The 18,896-nt window shown below is 43.0% G+C and carries 21 protein-coding genes and 1 tRNA gene; 15 read left to right on the top strand and 7 right to left on the bottom strand.

From position 1 onward, the window contains the following. Positions 1–79 precede the first annotated feature (79 nt). Positions 80–1,687, bottom strand: a complete 1,608-nt coding sequence (locus tag COV43_03505) for a peptide ABC transporter substrate-binding protein (protein ID PIR25902.1) — start codon at positions 1,685–1,687, stop codon at positions 80–82. Positions 1,688–1,928: 241 nt separating this feature from the next. Here COV43_03505 and COV43_03500 point away from each other — a divergent pair, with 241 nt between their 5' ends. Then, on the top strand, positions 1,929–2,267 hold the full coding sequence (locus COV43_03500; protein PIR25901.1) for a hypothetical protein: 339 nt from the start codon (positions 1,929–1,931) through the stop codon (positions 2,265–2,267). Between the two features lie 57 nt (positions 2,268–2,324). Here COV43_03500 and COV43_03495 read toward each other — a convergent pair whose 3' ends face one another. Then, the gene (locus tag COV43_03495; protein ID PIR25900.1) at positions 2,325–3,200 is read right to left on the bottom strand and encodes a hypothetical protein; all 876 of its coding nucleotides are present in this window, start codon (positions 3,198–3,200) and stop codon (positions 2,325–2,327) included. Positions 3,201–3,290: 90 nt separating this feature from the next. Continuing rightward, positions 3,291–4,352: a hypothetical protein gene (locus tag COV43_03490; protein PIR25899.1), complete on the bottom strand. Its 1,062-nt coding sequence runs from the start codon at positions 4,350–4,352 to the stop codon at positions 3,291–3,293. Here COV43_03490 and COV43_03485 point away from each other — a divergent pair. The 6 genes from COV43_03485 (at position 4,218) to COV43_03460 (ending at position 7,679) form a co-directional block, all read left to right on the top strand. After that, positions 4,218–4,784, top strand: a complete 567-nt coding sequence (locus COV43_03485; GenBank protein ID PIR25926.1) for a hypothetical protein — start codon at positions 4,218–4,220, stop codon at positions 4,782–4,784. The genes COV43_03490 and COV43_03485 overlap by 135 nt on opposite strands. A 113-nt stretch (positions 4,785–4,897) precedes the next feature. Next, positions 4,898–5,533, top strand: a complete 636-nt coding sequence (locus COV43_03480; protein ID PIR25898.1) for a superoxide dismutase — start codon at positions 4,898–4,900, stop codon at positions 5,531–5,533. Positions 5,534–5,616: 83 nt separating this feature from the next. Then, complete coding sequence (ispH, locus tag COV43_03475) at positions 5,617–6,621, top strand: 4-hydroxy-3-methylbut-2-enyl diphosphate reductase (protein ID PIR25897.1); 1,005 nt, start codon at positions 5,617–5,619, stop codon at positions 6,619–6,621. Positions 6,622–6,638: 17 nt separating this feature from the next. Further along, a complete protein-coding gene (locus COV43_03470) occupies positions 6,639–7,286 on the top strand; it encodes a methyltransferase (protein ID PIR25896.1) in 648 nt (215 codons plus the stop codon). A gap of 132 nt (positions 7,287–7,418) precedes the next feature. Further along, complete coding sequence (locus COV43_03465) at positions 7,419–7,526, top strand: hypothetical protein (protein ID PIR25895.1); 108 nt, start codon at positions 7,419–7,421, stop codon at positions 7,524–7,526. Between the two features lie 15 nt (positions 7,527–7,541). Beyond that, complete coding sequence (locus tag COV43_03460; protein PIR25894.1) at positions 7,542–7,679, top strand: hypothetical protein; 138 nt, start codon at positions 7,542–7,544, stop codon at positions 7,677–7,679. Here COV43_03460 and queG read toward each other — a convergent pair whose 3' ends face one another. Continuing rightward, on the bottom strand, positions 7,680–8,621 hold the full coding sequence (gene queG / locus COV43_03455) for a tRNA epoxyqueuosine(34) reductase QueG (GenBank protein ID PIR25893.1): 942 nt from the start codon (positions 8,619–8,621) through the stop codon (positions 7,680–7,682). It abuts the gene before it with no gap. On the opposite strand from queG, the gene COV43_03450 reads away from it, so the two are divergent. From COV43_03450 to COV43_03440, 3 genes are read left to right on the top strand one after another with little or no spacing between them, the layout of a single operon-like run. After that, positions 8,491–9,246 (top strand): hypothetical protein, encoded by a 756-nt coding sequence (locus COV43_03450; protein PIR25925.1) that lies wholly within the window; start codon positions 8,491–8,493, stop codon positions 9,244–9,246. The genes queG and COV43_03450 overlap by 131 nt on opposite strands. Positions 9,247–9,261: 15 nt before the next feature. After that, on the top strand, positions 9,262–10,074 hold the full coding sequence (locus COV43_03445; protein ID PIR25892.1) for a chromosome partitioning protein: 813 nt from the start codon (positions 9,262–9,264) through the stop codon (positions 10,072–10,074). Positions 10,075–10,089: 15 nt separating this feature from the next. After that, positions 10,090–10,344 (top strand): ferredoxin, encoded by a 255-nt coding sequence (locus COV43_03440; GenBank protein ID PIR25891.1) that lies wholly within the window; start codon positions 10,090–10,092, stop codon positions 10,342–10,344. Positions 10,345–10,412: 68 nt separating this feature from the next. On the opposite strand, the gene COV43_03435 is transcribed toward COV43_03440, so the two are convergent. Both COV43_03435 and COV43_03430 read right to left on the bottom strand, forming a co-directional pair. Then, positions 10,413–11,357 (bottom strand): hypothetical protein, encoded by a 945-nt coding sequence (locus tag COV43_03435; GenBank protein PIR25890.1) that lies wholly within the window; start codon positions 11,355–11,357, stop codon positions 10,413–10,415. 137 nt (positions 11,358–11,494) lie between these two features. Beyond that, positions 11,495–13,747 (bottom strand): hypothetical protein, encoded by a 2,253-nt coding sequence (locus COV43_03430; protein ID PIR25889.1) that lies wholly within the window; start codon positions 13,745–13,747, stop codon positions 11,495–11,497. A 98-nt stretch (positions 13,748–13,845) separates the two neighbouring features. Here COV43_03430 and COV43_03425 point away from each other — a divergent pair, with 98 nt between their 5' ends. Genes COV43_03425 through cdd form a run of 3 tightly spaced genes read left to right on the top strand, consistent with a single transcriptional unit; the run spans position 13,846 to position 17,136 of the window. Then, on the top strand, positions 13,846–14,139 hold the full coding sequence (locus tag COV43_03425; GenBank protein ID PIR25888.1) for a hypothetical protein: 294 nt from the start codon (positions 13,846–13,848) through the stop codon (positions 14,137–14,139). A gap of 36 nt (positions 14,140–14,175) precedes the next feature. Beyond that, positions 14,176–16,716, top strand: coding sequence for a hypothetical protein (locus COV43_03420; protein ID PIR25887.1), 2,541 nt, complete (start codon positions 14,176–14,178; stop codon positions 16,714–16,716). 9 nt (positions 16,717–16,725) lie between these two features. Next, positions 16,726–17,136, top strand: a complete 411-nt coding sequence (gene cdd / locus COV43_03415; protein PIR25886.1) for a cytidine deaminase — start codon at positions 16,726–16,728, stop codon at positions 17,134–17,136. 12 nt (positions 17,137–17,148) lie between these two features. Here the strand turns inward: cdd and COV43_03410 are convergent, their stop codons facing one another. Beyond that, complete coding sequence (locus tag COV43_03410; protein ID PIR25885.1) at positions 17,149–17,559, bottom strand: hypothetical protein; 411 nt, start codon at positions 17,557–17,559, stop codon at positions 17,149–17,151. A 330-nt stretch (positions 17,560–17,889) separates the two neighbouring features. Between COV43_03410 and COV43_03405 the strand changes: the two genes are divergently transcribed. Beyond that, positions 17,890–18,714 carry a hypothetical protein gene (locus COV43_03405; protein PIR25884.1) on the top strand — a complete coding sequence of 275 codons (825 nt, stop codon included), beginning with the start codon at positions 17,890–17,892 and terminating at the stop codon, positions 18,712–18,714. A gap of 47 nt (positions 18,715–18,761) precedes the next feature. After that, positions 18,762–18,851: transfer RNA gene (locus COV43_03400), tRNA-Ser, on the top strand. Positions 18,852–18,896: the final 45 nt, after the last annotated feature.

Raw genomic sequence — 18,896 nt, 5'->3', positions numbered from 1 at the left:
ACATTTCTGTGAAGAAGCTTTCTGATGCTCAACGTGTGAGCATCCCCCTAAGTCCTTGTCTCAAGAAGAGGACTTCGTCCTATTTGTTTTCCCCCATCGAAACATTTCTGAGTGGAACAATATTTTGAAGGTTGTGATAAATACCAGTCACTTTTGGACTGATGAGCGATGGCTCTGTGTACGTGTAAAGAGGAACGATAGGAGATTCGTCCAAAAGAATGCGCTCAGCTTTTTGCAACACTTCATTTCTTTTTTGAGGATCTAAAATGGTGTTTGAAAGCTGGATGAGATCATCATATTCTTTGTTACTCCATCCACTGTGGTTATTTCCACTTGTAGTGGTGTAGAGTTCGAGGAAAGTGTAAGGATCTAAAAAATCACCAATCCAACCTGCGCGCGCAAGGTCGTGGGCAAGAGCTGCACGCTGCTTTAACAACACTTTGAATTCCAGATTTTGGACTTCAACATTTATTCCAAGATTTTTGTTCAACATGTTTTGTACCACTTCCATTGCAATCTGATGTGTTTGGTGGGTGTTGTAACTGATAACAAATTTTGGAAATCCTTTTCCTTCTGGATAGCCAGCTTCAGCCAAAAGTTGTTTCGCTTTTTCGATATTAAACTCATGACCCGAAGGTGGAATATAGTTATTTACATTTTCCGGAGTCATAGTCGAACTTGGAATTCCCTTTTTCAAAACTGCTACAAGCTGCTTGCGATCAATGGCGTGCGCCAATGCTTGTCGGACAAGTTTTTGGTTGAGGATGGGTCGCGTTGTATTTACTTCGATATAGTAAGTGCCAAGCCACGGACCATCAACAAAATCCGCGCGATTGCGAAGGGCATCAAGTTTGATGGGAGGAAGTTCATCTAGGAAATGAATTTCGCCGGCTAAATATTTTTTAAGTGAAGTTTCGAGGTCTTCAATGGCAAGGAAGTAAATTTTCTTGAGCTTTACTTCGTCTCTTCCCCAATAGTGAGGATTTGGTTCCATCACAATATGCTTTTGTGGAATCCACTCGGTTAAGATGAAGGGCCCATTGCTGACGATGTGTTCTTGCCTTGTCCAATCGTCGCCAAAGGCATCGAGTGTCTTTTTTTGCACAGGCGCATACGTATAAAATTGCGTGAGGTGTAAAAAGTAAGGTGTAGGATTTTCAAGCTGCACTTCGAGGGTGTACGGATCTAAGGCTTTCACTCCAAGCGTTTCCGGTTTTTCTTTTCCAGAATTAATCTCCCGTGCATTCTTTATTGAATACAAAAGACTAGCATAGTTTGAAGCCGTGCTAGGATTTACAACCCTTCTCCAAGAATATACAAAATCTTCTGCGGTAACTGCAGAGCCATCAGACCATTTTGCGTCTTGGCGAAGGAAAAATGTATAGGTTTTTCCATCAGTGCTTATTTTCCACGAGTGCGCCACACCAGGCAGAACAGAAAGATCTTTGGGATGATAGCGCGTTAGACCTTCAAACAAATTGACAATAACATTAGAAGACTGCGTATCAGCAGCTAAGCCTGGATCTAAATATTCTGGTTCAGTTCTATTGTTAAAAACAAAAGTTTGATCTGAACCTGATGAGCTAACACTCTTCTTTTTGCTGCACGCAGTAAAAAACGAGAACAGAAAAACGGAAAGAAACAAAAGTGAAAAAATGCGTTTTAACATAGTTGGAGTATCCTTCATGAGAAATGGTTGTGGGATCACCCTTTCACAAAGCTGCTACGAGATTCAAGAAAATAATGCAGTGAGACAACTTTATTTTCTGCATTGATATGGATAAAAACGTCGAAGATAAATCAGCATCTCAAGGCTACACTTTTGAGGCGATCACCGTAAACGCTGATGAAATAAGCATTTACTGGCGTTTTCATTTTTTGGCACTGAGTTTGCTCTTCTCTTGTGCACACTTTCAAGAGGAGGAAACATGTCACAGTTATGTACGTTGGTTCAGGGTCAGAAAGCATATCGTCAAGATTGGGGAGAAGTGTTGTATCAGTTTGTGGCCTCGGTGAGTTCACAAGAAACTGCAGAAAAGTTGCGAGTTGAAGGAAGGATTGCCAGCGTACTTCAAGATGGAAGTTTAAACATGCGTGAGGTCTTGTGGCAAAGCTACGGCGGACTTGGTTTAGCCAAGGCCGACCACTGGATAAACATGGGCGGAAGCGCAGAAGATTTGGTGAAAGGTGCCATCGATTCGCACGCCGAAATTACAAAAAGGCAGTTTGTTCAAGCGATGAAACGTTTTTGTACCGTAGAAAAATAAAACAAAAAAAAGCTCCTCTTTTTAGGGAGGAGCTTTTCAAGAAAAATAGCATTTCTGCTACAAACAGCCGAAGCAGTTTGAATTTATGTTACACACTTCTACATCGTCACCATTGGTGTACACAAATTTTCCACTGCATTCAAAAAAGGGATCAGTGGAAACGTCACCAAACGAACCCTTTACACGCACTTGAATGTTTGAGTTAAGGGTTCCACTTACATCACCAGAAAGGGTGATGTTCATCGATTTCACTTTTTCCGTGAAATCAAGCGCGATAACTTCAGTTTGTTCTGGTGGTGGAGGTATTAGAGTGATAGTTCCATTTAAAGTTCTGGTCACCGTTCCATTGAAGTTAATACTTTTTCCATAGTACCGTCTTGCAAGATCATGAAACGTTCGTTTTACTTCTGCGTTTGCGGAGTAGTTTGAAGAGTTTTTGTTTACTTGAATAAAACCATCAATGGTAGTGCCTGGATAAAATTCTGATTCATGATTTGTCCAGGTTGTTCTTCCACTTCCGTTTTCAGTTCCGGTTCGTGTGATGGTTTTTGAGCTGCTGTTTGCTTCATCGTTTTCACTGAGAGTTTCAATCCAAGAAAGAATTTTTTGTTCTGTGGCATCAGAGGAAACGGCGGTATTTTTTACGCTGCTATTAACGCTCACTTCGGCGGAGTCGTTCACACTTGAAGAAGAATCTGAAGGCATACTCCTTACTGGTGACGCAACTGGTCTGCTGTCTGGAACGGCTAACACTTCCCCTTCAAACATGAAGTCAAGAAAATCACCCACAATGTCTTTAGTGGTATCGCTGAGCTCTTTTGTGGGTTCAGCACCAAGATTGCCAAGGGGACTCTCTCCTGAGCCACCACCATCACCGGAACAAGAAACAAGCAGAGTGCACAGAAGTGCAGAAGCAAAAAGACGCATTTTCATAAGTTATCCTTTCTTGAGAACAGTGAAATGAACACAATCTTTTATGGTAACGGAAAGAAGAGCAGAGCTCAATCTTTTTTCAGGTAAAACTCATTCGATAAAACAGGTGAGCGCTTTGAACTTGCGATCTGCAAAAACTACAAGGCGGTATTTTCCAGGTTTTGCGGAAGAAAGAGAAAGGGTGAGCTCTTTGCTGGCACCTGCTGCCACTCGTTTTCCCGGCGACTTCAAAATACGAACGCGTGTTTGCCATTTGCCTTCGCGAAATCCTTCAAGCCAAATATTTCGACTTAGCTTTTGTGCGTGATAAGCTTGGTTCGTAAGCGTGAGTTCTAGCGAATCGTTTTGTTTATAGATGTTTTTATTTGTGGTGGCTGACCAGGTTACATTTTTGTTGTTTTCAGTTCCAATGAGCTGGCGCGTTGTGCTGTCGGCCTCTTGCCAAATTCTTCTGGGGCCTACATCAACGTGCACAAAATCAAAGCGGGGATAATAGCCAGCGCCACCAAGGTGCAAGCTCTTGACGTATTCCCACAGATCACGTTCGCTGATTTCATCCAAGTGAATATCGGCTGCAAAACCTTTGGTGTGATAGCTTTCCGAAGCTACGTTGTGCCCATTTGTTTTGAGCTGGGCATTGTAGGCAAGGCTACGAAAGCCCGAAATGATTTCGACCGTATCGGCCGCAAAGTGATCTTGGATATGATCCAGCAGCCGAATGAGATTTGGATCGATGGCATGCTGCGTGTTGTCTTCGTGAGAGCGGAAGATTTTTTCAATTTGCTTCAACGCCTGCTCTTGAAGTTTTCCTTCTTTCTCATATTCAACCGAAAGAAATTCGTCGTGGTGATAGCTGTAAAGCTTTAGCTTCCCGTCGTGCGGAAGGGGAAAATCTGCCCAAAGCAAAAGTGGAAAAAGCAACACAATTCCAGCTAGATAGCTAGCAAAGGCTTGCTTTTTTGCCCAAAGTCCACTAGGGAAGCGCAACCTTTTCGAAGAACAACCGATACTATTCATATGAAAAAAACGTATAAAACATTTCAAATTCTTTTGGCGAGCCTTTTCTTCTTTGTTCTTGTTTGCTTTCCGTACGGCTCGGGTTCCACCAGCGTAGAACATACGTCTGTATTTAAGTACACTGGCGATGGCCATATTACCTTCAACATTGTGAATACCGGCGAAGTAAAAGAACTGCTATATCGGGATATCCAAGGGTTTTACAATCAAGAAGCCTTGCGCGAGATTAATGCTTTGCTCAAATGTCACTATAATGATGAAGAGTTTCCCATTTCCTTGAAGCTGATCGAGCTTATCGATCACGTCCAAGATCATTTCGAGGCAGACAAGGTAAGTGTTATTTCGGGATATCGCAGCCCAGAGTACAACGCGCGCCTTCGCAAGCATTCAAGACGCGTGGCTTCCAAAAGCTTTCACATGAAGGGAAGGGCAATGGATATCAAGCTTGCCGAAGTTCCATCTCTTACCCTTCGCAATTATGTCATTTCGCTGCAAAGTGGTGGCGTTGGCTACTACGGCCGAAACCGTTTTGTGCATGTTGATACCGGCCCTGTTCGCCGATGGTAGTACTTTCTGTTGAAAATATTCCATAGACTAGGCATTGACTTTTTTCTTCAAGCGGCACATTTACTCGTCCGTAAGCAATCTCTTGCTCACACCTTTTACCATAGGAGGACGTTATGCACACATTACCTCAACTACCGTATGAGTTTTCGGCTTTGGAACCGCATGTGGATGCCAAGACGATGGAAATTCACCATGGCAAGCACCACAACGCGTATGTTACCAATCTCAATGCAGCACTTGAGCAAGCTGGTGGAGCAGTTGCTGATATGGATATCCAGGCGCTTTGCCTTAATTTAGACAAAGTGCCAGAAGCGCAACGAACAGCTGTTCGCAACAATGGTGGTGGCCACTATAACCACAGTCTCTTTTGGCAAGTGATGGCGCCAAACGCAGGTGGAGAGCCAACTGGCGACTTGCTTGATGCCATCAAAAAAGAATTCGGTTCTTTCGAATCGTTTCAAGAGCAGTTTTCAAAGGCAGCAGCAACTCGTTTTGGATCTGGCTGGGCGTGGCTTTCTTGGTGCAAAAATCAGAAAAAATTGTTTGTGTGCTCTACCGCAAATCAGGACAATACGCTTATGGAAGGAGCAGCACCTCATAAAGGTATTCCGCTTCTTGGGCTTGATGTCTGGGAGCATGCCTATTACCTCAACTACCAAAACCGCAGACCAGATTATGTGAAGGCTTGGTGGAATGTGGTGAACTGGAAGCAAGTAGATCAAAACTGGAAAGCCGCTTGCGGTTGCTAAGCGTTTGAATTTTCAACATTTTCTTTCTCTAAGAGCCCGATTTTCCGCGAAGAAAATCGGGCTCTTCTTTTTTGGGGAAAGGAATGAAAAAAAAGCTGGATTATCGAGGAAGAATCAGCCTAGAAGTGACGGACTTATTATCTGAAGTGAGGAAAATTATGGAAGTGATTATCGCACATGCAGCAGGAACGTGTTTTGGAGTTCAAGCTGCCATCAATGTAGCCGAAGAAAAACGAAAGCCTATTTTGGGGCCGCTTGTGCATAATCCCAAAATTGTGGGCGATCTTGCCAGAGAAGGTATTCCCATTTACGACCGCTACTCTGATATTGCAGGCCTTAAAGAAGAAGGGCTCACCGATGTGGTGATCACCGCGCATGGTTATCCCAAAGAACTAAAAGAAGAATTAACAAAACATGGGATTACTTACCATGATGCCACCTGTCCTGTGTTGCTGAAATGGGTGTACAAAAAAATTGAAACCTTTGATCATCAAGGCGCAGACATTGTCATTATTGGAAATCCCGAGCATGCCGAAATTATCGCCAGCAGAACTTACGCTTCAAAACCGTTGCATGCCGTTTATACCGAAGCCCAAATTGATGCACTTCCCAATGACTTGCAAAATGTAGTGGTGATTTGCCAAACCACAATTACGAAAGAAAAATTTGATTCTCTCGTGGAATATCTTCGCCGTACCAAATATCCAAACCTCAAAGCAGTTGATACCAGATGCAAGCCCGTAAAAAACCAGCAAGGCGCAGTGGAATCGCTTGCACAGTGGGTGGATGCCATGTTGATCGTTGGTGGTTATGATTCTTCAAACACTACAAACCTCGCAAAAATTTCTCAGCAATATTTACCAGAAAAAACGTATCACATTGATTCGCCAGATTTAATAAAAGCTGAATGGTTCGAAAACGTAGAACACTTGGGCCTTGGCGCTGGAACCTCTACGCCGCAATCGCAAATTCAAGATGTTCTTCAGCGCATTGTGGAACTTTCGCCAACTTCAGTTGAACTTCGTCAGACCACAAAAGAAGGCGATGTCGTGGGAATGGATGTGGCGGTTGAAACCGAAACTATGTAGGAACAAAACACTTCACTATGTTTTCCATTCTTAATCCCGATATCGAAAAGTATCTTCACACTTTTTCTGTGAACAATCACACTGAGGTTTTGCGAGCGATGGAACGTTTGGCAGCGGAGCGTCAGTTTCCCATTGTTGGTCCTTCGTGTGGAAAACTGCTTTTGCTTCTTGCTCGTCTTATGAATGCCAAGCGTGTGTTTGAATTTGGGTCTGGCTTTGGATATTCAGCCTATTGGTTTGCAGAAGCTGTTGGTGAAAACGGAAAAGTAGTGTGCACCGACACCGACGAAAAGAACAAGGCGCAAGCGGAAACATTTTTAACCGAAGCACATCTTTGGAATCGCATCGAGTATCATATTGGAAAAGCGCAAGATATTTTTTCTCAAAGCAATGACACGTTTGATATCATCTACAACGATGCCGACAAAGGTTCCTATCCCGAAATTTTTGCAATGACTTGCAAGCGGCTTTCCCGCGGTGGGCTTTACATTGCCGACAATGCGCTGTGGCATGGAAATGTTGTTGCTGAAAAGGTAATTGAAAACAAACATCCTGGTTGGAATGAAGCCATCAAAAAACATAACCAAATGATTTATGATCATTCAGATTTTGATGTAACTCTTCTTCCCCTTCGTGACGGAATAATTGTGGCGCGAAAAAAATAAAGGAGCACTCATGGAATTTATTTGGAAACTTTTGCACAAAAAAGCTCAACGCGATTTTCCTGATATTGTGGAAATTTCGGCTGAAGATTTAAATCAAAAAAGCGATGAAGCTGCAGCAGAACTGCGCCGTGTATTTTGCTGGATGTGCGCACACAGCAAGAGTGGGATGGAGGACATATTCCAGGTGCGCTTCATGTTCCCTTGGACCAGCTTGAAGAAAAAGCCGAAAGCATTTTATGAGACAAGTCATGGCAAGTGGTTTGCTATTGCCGCTCTGGAGTTCGTTCACTAAAAGCTGCAAATATTTTAAAGCAAAAAGGGTATCAGCATTTGTATTCACTTGGTGGCGGGATAATTGAATGGGCGGAAAAAGATTTTCCGATTGCAGACTAATTATTTTTCTTTTTTCAACTTTTCAATTCTTGCCAGGCTCTTCAGCAAACCCTCTTTTTTTGCGCGTTTGAGTGGGGAGTTTTTAAAGGCTTGTGGATACTGAGTTTCCACAAGGTGTTTAAATTCTTTTAGCGTTGGCGCGAAAAAATGTTCACGCGCTTGAAAGTGTACATCTTCGGTTCGTTGTGATTTTTGATTCCACGGACACACATCTTGGCAAATATCGCAGCCAAAAAGATGCTTTCCCATTTTTTCTTCTAGTTCTGCATCAATTTTATCTTTGTGTTCTATCGTCAGATACGAAATGCATTTTCTGGCATCCAACTCATATGGTTTGAGAGCTTGTGTTGGACACGCGTCAATGCAACGCGTGCATTTTCCGCAGTGATCACTCATCACTTCATCAGGTTCAAGTTCAAGTGAAGTAATGATAGCAGTGAGAAATAAAAATGAGCCAAGCTTTGGATGAATGATGCATGTGTTTTTTCCAACCCAACCCAAGCCGGAATGCTGCGCAAACACTCGCTCTGTGAGCGGTCCGGTGTCGGTATAGGCGCGAAAAATGTCATCAGGAAATTGTTGGTGAAGCTGTTCGCAGAAAGCGAGAAAGCGTTTTTTTAAGACTTCATGATAATCGTCTCCCCACGCATAACGGGAAATCCATACCCTGTCTTCGTTTGCAAGTGGCGAGTGTTCAGTGGAGTAAGGTTTTGCGGTATTGTAATTTGTAGCGCACACGATTACGGATTTTGCTTCCGGCATTACCTTGAGGGGGTCGAGGCGTTTCTCCACATTTTTTTCCAGCCACGTCATGCTTCCGTGGAAACCCTTGTCAATCCAGCTTTTAAGGGTGAGGTGTTCTTTAAATTGTTTGGCTGGTGCGACGCACAATAAATCAAAACCGAATTGTTTTGCCTCTTCTCGAAGCTTCGCCTTTTGCATGACGTTCTCATGGTCAAGGAAATCCGCTCCTGTCAAGCCACATATAGTGCTTGCCTCTTTTGACAAATTGACTATTGGTGAGCCTATGAAATCGGATCAAAATGGACTGATTATTGGAATGAGAGCTCCAGCCTTCTCCGCTGAAAGCAGCTTGGGGCCTCAGTTACAGCTTGCTGACTTTTTGGGAAAAGAAGTGATTGTGCTCTTCTATCCAAAGGATAACACGCCAGTGTGCACAAAAGAACTGTGTCAGTTTCAAGATGCTTATGCATCGCTTCAAGCAAAGTCAGTTGAAGTGCTTGGAATTGGTAAGGGCGATTTGAACTCACATCGGAATTTTTCAAACAAATTTCAGTTTTCATTTCCTTTGCTTTTTGATGAAGACGGCAAGATTGCAAAAAGCTACGGAGTGTTTCACGAAAGTTGGTGGCGAAAGGCTTTGGGGCTTGAACGAGAGCGCGCAACGTTTCTCATCGACCACAAAGGTTTTGTGCGGAGAATTTGGCGAAATGTAAAAACGAAAGGGCATGTGGAAGAAGTGAAGTATGCTCTTGATTTGATGCGAGAGTTTCGAGAAGACAGCATTTCGTTGCCACAAGCTGTTTTGCCGAGATGTGCACAGTAATCCAAGGAGAAAATAATGATATCAGCTTCAGGCGTTTCAGAACCCATTTCAATTCGCGGTTCAGTTCAAAAACGAAATCTTATTCCCAGCGCAAAAAAAGTGCTGGCGGTTGCAAGTGGAAAGGGCGGCGTTGGAAAATCTTCGCTCGCAGTAAATCTTGCCGTGGCTCTTGGCAAACAAGGGAAAAAAGTGGGTTTGCTGGACGCCGATATTTACGGTCCATCGGTAACGCACATGATGGGGTTGGCAGGTGTTGGTTTAACCGTGGGAGAAAATGATAAAATGAATCCCGTTGTTCAGTTTGGGATAAAAACTATTTCGGTGGGCAATTTAGTTCCTGCAGAACAGGCGATGATTTGGCGCGGACCTATGGTGCATCAGCTTTTGCAGCAACTGATGTCGGATGTAAATTGGGGTGAGCTTGATGTGCTGGTGCTTGATCTTCCTCCAGGAACGGGCGATGTGCATCTCACGATGATCCAAACCTTGCAGGTTGATGGTGTGCTGTTGGTCACAACACCGCAATCAATCGCTGTGAATGATGTTCGAAAATGTGTCGACATGTTTCGCAAAGTAAATATTCCACTCATTGGAGTTGTGGAAAATTTGGCTTACTTTGAATGCGAGCATGGAAGCAAATATTATCCGTTTGGTAAAGAAGGTGGAAGGCGTTTGGCAGAAGAATTTAATATTCCTTTTTTTGGCGAGCTTGCACTCATGTCAGAAATTATGGAAGGCGCTGAAGCCGGAAAACCATATGCGTTGCGGGATGGAGTGAATCCATTTGCAACGCTTTCAGAAAAAATAATTGAATCACTTAACCTTTAAAGAAGGATGAAGAAGATGGCGAAATTAAAAACCGAAGAGAAAAGTTTAGAGCTTCCCGATGGAGCCGAAATCCGCGAAACCGCACGAGAGTTGGGCGTGCCGTTTGGCTGTGAATCTGGTTTGTGCGCAACGTGTGAAGTAGAAGTGCTTGAAGGATATGAAAATCTTGAAGAGCCAAACGAAAAAGAAAAGTTGATGGGCTGCGAAAAACCATGTCGATTAGCATGCCAAACAAAAATTAAATCAGGCGAAGTAAAAATTAAATTTTAAAGTTTTACCAAAAAGTGCCTGGCACTTTTTGGTGAGATGCCTAAAAATGAGGCAAAAGGGTTTGCTTTTTACCCACAAGTTTTTGGGGAATCTTCACGTTCGTTTTCACGAAGAAGAGTGTTGATTTCGATTTTGTTGATTTTATTATTTTCCGATAACGTTTCGATGTTTTTATCGCTCAAACTTTTTAGCTCAATGCCAGCATTGTAAAGCGCAGAAAGAATAAACGCTTTTCGTTTTCCTCGCGTGAAGTGATAGTAGTCGGGGTAAAAGTGAAGCTTGCTTCCCTCCACCACAATGGGTTCGTAGCGAACCTTCACCGGAATTTTTTCTTCCAAGTTCACCACGTAGGTCTTGTCATTTTTTTTCTCATACAATTTTCTGTAGCTGGGGTTATTTTTTTTCGAGTAATTTTCCTGAAGATACCACGCCAATTCTTTCACATCTCTATTATGCATGCGCATGCATCCGTGTGAAGCAGCGCTGCCAATGCTGCGGCTATTGGGAGTGCCATGAAAGAGGATGCCATATTTGAGCGGAATTTTTGCTGGGCCCAGCGGATTTTTTGGCCCAGGAGGAGTGACGACTTCATCTTTGGCCCACTCGGCGTCTTTCGGCGGATACCAGCTGGGGTTCCACTCGATACGAGAAATTTCGGCATCAAATTCGGGTGTTTGGTATTTTTTCTGCCCAATCGCAATGGGGAAGGTTTTCACCGGCAATCCGTCTTCGTAGAGCGTCAGTTTTGTGGCGGCTGTGTTGACAATAATTTCACGATACGGTTTTTTGGTGGGAGCAAGCCCATGCTCAGCATTCTGAATGAGGATATTTTTCTCCGGGGAATTTTCTGGAGCTATGCTGGCTTTTGCCTGAAACGAAAGTTGAGGTGTATAAAGAAGAAAAAGTGAAAGAAGCAAAAAAGGCAAAAGAAAGAAGGAAAAAAGCCTTTGTTCATGAAAGGAGGCAAAGCGAAGTTTGAAAAAAAACAAAAGCTGAAAACGGTTTTTTGACATAACCGGTCAATGATACCACGAAAAAATGAAAAATCAAATAGGCATGATGAATTTTTTCACCATCTCAAGCAGGGAGTGATGTTTGTTTTTTGACGTAAAGCTAAAAATAGCCTGAAGAAAGCTTTTGGAAGGGAAAATTATTTTCCGATGATCACTTGAAAAATATCAAAGAGGTCGTCGTCATTTAATTTTTGGGAAGAATCATTTTGTTTTTTTGTGGTGGCCTTCGCTTTTTGTGGGGGGAGAGATTTCTTCTTTTCACCGAGAGAAAGCTGCGATTTTGGAGCTGCCTTTGCTTTATCCGCAGTTTGTTCCGGCAGACTTTTCTTTTCTTCTGTGGGAAGGCTTAGAGTTGGCGGAGGCGCTTTCAGTTTTTCCTTCACAATGTTGAGGTCGTAAATACCTTTTTCCCCTTTAAGCAGCGACGCCAGCAAGTTTTGATCGGCAGACAAAGTGAGCGCGCTTTCATCTCCAGAAATCTGAAATGGAATTTTAAGCTGAGCCAGCGACTGAAGGGTTTCTTTTGCTTGCGAGGCTTGGGTGTATTTGTTTTTCCATTTTGGAGAAAGGGTGAAAACGCCATTGCCAGAAAAAATCTTTTCTTCGGAAAGTTTAGCCTGGAGCAAAACGTTTCCAAAATCATTTTCAAATTGGAGTGCATCAAAAGAAGTTGATGTTGAAGATGTGCTGATTTCAGCTTTCAGGTTTTTCACCGAAGTATTTTCTGTATCCTGAGCGAGTAATGAATTTTTTTCGGTGATCCCTAAATTTTCAAGTGTTTGTTCTCGCAGAAGCGCTTGAGGAAGAGCGAGGCCTTCACTTTTTCCTTCCGCCAACAGAAGTGTGGCATCGCAGTGAAAATGTTTGAGCAGTTCATCTTTTGTTGCGCCTGAAGTGGAAAGATTTGCAACCACGTCACTTGATCCTACAAAAAAAAGTGGAGCCGTTTTTAAACGAGAAGCCTCAACATTTTTTCCAATAAACTGAAACTGATATGCATGTGGAAAAGTGTGTGACTGAGTTCCAGTTCCAGAAAAGTTTCCACCCGCAAAACCAGCCTCAATACCGGTGAACTGAATTCCACCTGCTTCTTCAAAAAAAGAAAAGTGCACCTTTTCCATTTGCGTCTCTAAAAGAGAAAAAGTGTGAGCACTCACCGTTCCGTTGTAGAGTGGTTCTGCGTTTGGATTAAAAGTGAAATCAAAGGTGAGCTGTTTTGCATCATCAACAATTGCAAGAAAGGGAAAATACGGTTTGAGTGGTTCGAAGTCGATGTCTTCACCATGCAAATGAAAAGTGCGTGCAGAATTTTCTTCAGTTCCATTTTTTTCAGAAAAACTAAACGCGTTTTGCTGCAAGTGAATTGAACTTTCGGTGATGTTCATTTTTCCTGGAAGAAGGTGAAGCTGTAAATCGATGCTGAGCGGGACGCCAGCATCTTTAGAGAAGTAGGGAAGAAAATACACTTGCGATTCTGTGGCATTGCTTGCAAATGCAACCGTGTAGTCATCGCGCGTTCCTTCAAGCGTTACATCGATGCTTGCGTTTCCGTTCCACTGCAGTGCTTGGGGAAAAAGTTGAGCCAACGAAGGAGAAATGTTTTCAAGGGTTTGCTGATTAAACTGCGAAGAAGCAATGTGAAACTGAAAATGATTTGGAGTTTTCCCCCACTCTAACATGCCGTTGAAGGCGAGACGTGTATTCAAAAATTGCATTTGTCCACGAGAAAGCAAAATGCTGTTTGTTTTTTGGTCAAAACTCAAAAGTCCAACGAGGCCCAGGTTTTGCTGGCTTGCATTGTTAAGCCCAGCTTTAATTTTAACGCCGCTGCCACGAGAAAAAAACTCTGTTGCATTCAATGATTCCAGAGAAAAGTTTTTTATGGAGTAACTTGTGTTGCCATTGTTTAAAAAATGAATACTTCCTTTTTCGACGTGAAGCGATTTGATTTCAAAACTTAAATTTGTTTTTGATTCATTTTCATTCGTGAAAAAAAATGAATCAAGGTTTGTGGCTCCTTGATCATCTTGAGAGAGAAAAAGTGTAAGTGAATGAAGCTCGAAATTGGTGCTCACTTTTTGGTGAAAAACTAAATCTGAAAACGAAGGATTTCCCGTAATGTTTTTAATAACCATGAGGGGATGTTGTGAAAACTTTTCATCTCTTGGATGGATACTAAGGTTTTCAATATTAAAATGAGGAGCTGGTAAAAGAGAAAAACGAAAAGAATCCACAGTGACATGCGCGTGAAAGCGATGTTCAAGTTCGTCTACAATAAGTTGTTTGTAAGGCGTTAGCGAAACAAGAAACGGAAGCAAGGCCAGCACAAGCAAGAAAAAAAAGGCAATGCCGCTTGCAGTGTAAAAATATGGGAGGTACTTTTTTTTCACGTCTCAGAATCCTAGCATAATTGATTTAAGCAGACCAGTATTCTTGGTAAAAATTATTTTGTTTCCCTCGCCTATGAGTTCTTGATATACTAAAAAACATGCGACGGGAAGATACCGACATTGAAGAGTTTCTGCGTGGCGTCATCAGCCAAGTGGGTGATGTGGATGATGGCGTGCACAATATGTTCCGCATGCTTGTGGCTACGGCAAAAGAAGCTCGTGATAATATTCAAGCTGCAGGAAAAGTGCTTACCGTTGGTGAAACGCAAGAAGCACTCACTGCTTTTATGGAAGTGATGAAAACGCATCAAGTTCCAGAACGCCTTAGCAACCATGCCCACATTCTTGTGGTGAAATGGCTCGAAAAAATTAAAACCGAAGTTCATCATTAATTCATTATTTCTTCACTGCTTGATTCTTTTTAGGTCATGTGGCACTTTGCGCGGATGAAAGCAAAAAAACTTAAAGCTTCAGATCTTCGTTGGTTTTGCAGTTCTGCGGACCTTTCCTTTTACAAAAATCCAAAAACATTTCAGGGAGCAGATTATGCGGTGGGGCAAGATCGTGCCATTGCTGCACTTGAAACGGGGCTTAGCATTTCTCGTTCTGGTTACAATATTTATGTAGCGGGCATGGTGGGAAGCGGGCGTTCCACCACAATTCGCAGAACGTTGGAACATCTCAAACCAGATTGCCGCTCTCCGCAAGATCGATGCTACGTATACAATTTTGCAGAAGCAAATCAGCCCATCTTGCTTAGCTTTCCACAAGGCGAAGGCCGCCATTTTCGCGATGACATGAAAAATCTTATCCGTGTTTTGCGTGCCGATATTCCAAAAGCATTGGAAGCAACTCATGTGATAAAAGAAAAAGAGCTGCTGCTAGAACGATATCAACGCGAAGAAAAAAAAATGTTCGAAGAATTTGCAGAACGTTTGAAACAAGAAAAATTTGCGCTCATACAAGTGCAAGACGGCAACTTCATTGCCCCCGCTGTTTTCCCGTTGATTGGAAAAGAAGCTGTTCCGCCAGACCGGCTTGAAATATATGTGAAAGAAGGAAAGCTTTCTTCAAAGCAAAGAGAAAAACTTATTTCTCAATACAGAAAATTTTCTTCCGAATTAAAAACAGTTTTAGCAAAAGCTCGCAGTTTGGGAAAAGAGATGAACGAACACTTAGATCATCTCACTCAACGTACTGGTGCATTTGTGTTGGATGGACTCATCGATGATTTGAAAAGTCGATATCAAGATGAAAAAGTGCGCAAGTATTTGTTCCGCGTGAAAAGTCACATTCTCAAAAACCTCGATCACTTTTCTGCTAAAGAAGAAAAGCCGCAAGAAGGAATGATGATGTTTGCTCCTTCCATGGCATTCCAAGCAGAAGATCCTTTTTGGGTTTATGAAGTGAATGTGTTGAATGTGGATACAGTGGAAAAAAGCACTCAAAAAACGTGCTTGATTGTGGAAGAAAATAATCCAACCTTTACCAATCTGTTTGGAGCAATCGAATACAACAACACTCCCGGCGGTGGTTTTACAACCGATTTTCGCCGCATTCGCGCAGGCTCTCTGCTGAAGGCCGATGGCGGATACCTGATTGTGCATGCTTTAGATGTGCTGCGAAAACCTTATGTGTGGGATCACTTCAAACGTGTCCTCAAAACCGAAACGCTTATTATCCAACAACCGGAAATTCTTTCTCCGTTTGTGCCGGTAGCACTCAAGCCAGAACCGATAGAAATTTCGGTGAAGGTTTTGTTGATTGGTCCAAGTTGGTTATATCATCTTTTGTGGGAACACGAAGATGAGTTTGAAAAAATTTTCAAAATTTTGGCTGACTTTGAAACATCGATGCCAAAAAATAAAACGAGCCTCAAAGAATTTGCTGCTGTGTTGAAAGCCGTGTGTGATCGAGGCAAGCTCCTCTTGCCCGACAAAAGTGGAATGGCAGCTTTGCTTGAATATGGAGTAAAAGAATCTGGTCAGCGCGACAGACTCTCGACACGTTTCACCTACATCACCGATGTGTTGCGCGAGGCAAACCACATTGCCGAGCAAAAAAAGTCGAAGTCAATTTCGAAAGCTCACGTAGATGAAGCTTTACGGCTGAAGCACTATCGCCACAGCAGAGTGGAAGAATATATTCAGCGAGCTATTGATGAAGAAGTGATCATGATTGACACTTCATCTAAAAAAGTAGGCCAAATAAATGGGCTTGCCGTGTATTCGTTGGCCAATGCTTCGTTTGGGAAACCTTCGCGCGTAACGGTAAGCACATCGCTGGGAAGAGCTGGCATTGTAAACATCGAGCGCGAGTCACACCTTTCTGGCCCAACGCATGATAAAGGTGTTCACATTTTAACCGGTTACATTCGACACTGTTTTGGCCAAGGGTTCCCTTTGTCGTTTTCAGCTTCCGTTGCCTTCGAACAAAGCTACGGAGGCATTGATGGCGATAGCGCTTCGTCCACCGAAGTCTACGCTTTGCTTTCAAGTTTTTCGGGCTTACCCATTTCGCAAGGTATTGCCGTGACAGGTTCCGTGAATCAAATGGGTGAAATTCAAGCCATTGGTGGAGTGAACGAGAAAATTGAAGGCTATTTCGATGTCTGCAAAAAGGGTGGCCTCACCGGCAAGCAAGGTGTGATTATCCCATGGCAAAATGAGCGACACCTGATGCTCAAAGATGAAGTACTGGAGGCTGTGAAAAAAGGAAAATTTCAGATCTATTCCGTGCGAACTATTGAAGAAGGAATAGAAGTGCTCACCGGGGTGACGGCTGGGAAGCGAGTGAAAAATGGAAGCTATCCTTCTCATTCAGTATTTGGAAAAGCAGAGAAAAAATTAAGAGAGATGGCGCTCAATTATATTCGTTTTGGTGCCGAAGAGCATGCCGAGCTAGAAGAGCTTGCCAAAGAGCGAGTGCACAAACAGGAAGAAAAAATCGAAGAAAAAGAAAAAAACTAGAGGAAAGAAATGAAAATTACCGCGCATCAGAAAAAATTAATAGCAAAAGCGAAGATTATTCGCAAAAAAGCTTATGCACCATATTCAAAGTTTCAGGTGGGAGCTGCGCTTGAAACGAAAAGCGGAAAAGTTTTTTTAGGCTGCAATGTAGAAAACGCGAGTTATGGGCTCACCGATTGTGCCGAACGTGTTGCGGTGATGAAGGCTGTTTCGGAAGGAAGTAAATCATTTTCGCGCATCGCTATTGTGGCTAACACCGATGGGCCAATTGCGCCGTGTGGTATTTGTAGGCAAATTTTATTTGAGTTCTCGCCAAAAATGGAAGTGATCATGACAAACTTAAAAGGAGATGTGAGTGTAGCTTGTCTCTCAGATCTCCTTCCAGGTGCATTCGAAAAATCAGCCGTGAAAAAAGAGTAAATTTCAAAAAACTTATGGCGCGGCAGCGGCTTCCACAAACGTTCCTGTTGCGCTGTCGTATTCGTAATTCACCGCACCAGTTCCATCATCAAAACTGTAGGTTTGGTTGTCGATTTTCTGCCAGCTTGGGTCACTGATCCCGGATGAAAGAATGCTTGAAAAGCAGTTGGCACATTCTCCAGCTGCTTCAGCATCAAGTGTAGCCGGGAAGACGCCATCGCCGCCGTCATTGATCATGCTCTCGGCGCGGCTCATCACCACGGCAGATCGCACGGCCCCCAAAACCCCATCCTTTGAAGCGTTCTCTGCATCTGTGGCAAGTGACATAAAGCGCGGCAAGGCACTTATGGACAAAATACCCAGAATGGCGATGACCAAAACAAGTTCAATTAGTGTAAAACCCTTTTGTGATGACATATTCATTCCCTCCCCCTAGGCCTTTCTCAAGAAGCTGTTGCAAGTATAGGAAGTTTTTTGGTTTTAGTCTAGAAACTGAATTTTTGTAAGTTCTTGATAAATAAGGGATATTTTTTGATGAGAAGAAAGCCTTCTGATTTTAGAGGGTTGTGAAGAAATGGACGAAAAGTCTCTTCAATTTCAAAGGCTTGAAAAGTGACAGCCTGGTACAGATTTTCGGCACTCCTTTTAAAAAGCTTGAAATTGGCATTTCAGGCACGTGTGCTTGCTCGGCAAGAAAGCTTGTGCTGCGAATCAGGGCAAGATATATCGTCTTTTCGTTTTTAAAGGGGGAACATGATTACACTCCACTTCTTTGCGCCATTGGCAATTTTTTTTATTTTTTGCACCAGCCCTTTCCTTTTCCTCCGTTTCCGATCCTTAAAACAGCAGGGCATTCACGAACCAGCCCTGGAATGGGCCTCCAAGTGGTTGGGGAGCACCTTTTTTCTGCTCTATATTAGTTATCGTATTGCGCTTCAGATCGATCAATTTTCCAGATTTCCGAAGGCTTTCACCATTTTTTCGTGGATAAACTGGATTTTAGTGATGGGTGTGTTTGTTTTTTTCGCTTATGCCTATCTTTTTCGGCATGCTCCAAAAGTGCGGGCAAACAAAACGGTGGAAATTATACTGCCACTTGTTTGCGCTGTAACGCCAATAGCACTTTATGAGACGCATCGTTTGTTGCAAATAGAAGCTCTTCGTCACATTCCATGGATTTTTTCATTTTTTCATCCTCTAAAAAGTAAAATGCCGGGAAATTTTTCTCAACTTGCCTTCTTTTTTCTGATTGTAGGCCACATTATTACGCTGACAGGATTTTGCACCTTGGGAAAATCGTTTAGCATCCTCACCGAGGCCAGGGTGTTGATCACGAAAGGCCTCTACCGTTTTGTGCGGCACCCAGTCTATGTGGGTGAGAGCATTGTTATGCTGGGCTGCGCATGCGATGTGCCGTCGTGGTGCAATTGGACTTTAGTTGTATTGTGGCTAGCGGCACAGAGGTACCGAGCTTTTGTGGAAGAGCAAAAGCTGGAAAGTGTTTTTCCCGAATATAAAGTCTACAGGCAAAGAGTTGGAGCCTATTTCCCACGGATTTTTCGAACAAAAGAAGGGTAGACAAATAAGAAAAGAGCAGTTAATGAGCTTCGGCTGTAGTGAAGCTTGGAGAGATGCCAGAGTGGCCGAATGGGGCACCCTGCTAAGGTGTTGTGCTCGAAAGGGCACCGAGGGTTCGAATCCCTCTCTCTCCGCCAGAAATAAAAAAGGATCCGAAAGGATCCTTTTTTATTTCTGAGAGA

It is taken from the genome of Deltaproteobacteria bacterium CG11_big_fil_rev_8_21_14_0_20_42_23 (genome assembly GCA_002796345.1).
GTDB lineage: Bacteria > UBA10199 > UBA10199 > 2-02-FULL-44-16 > 2-02-FULL-44-16 > 1-14-0-20-42-23.
Note: the sequence above shows the minus strand (reverse complement) of the source record. Positions and strands in the feature narration are given on the sequence as shown.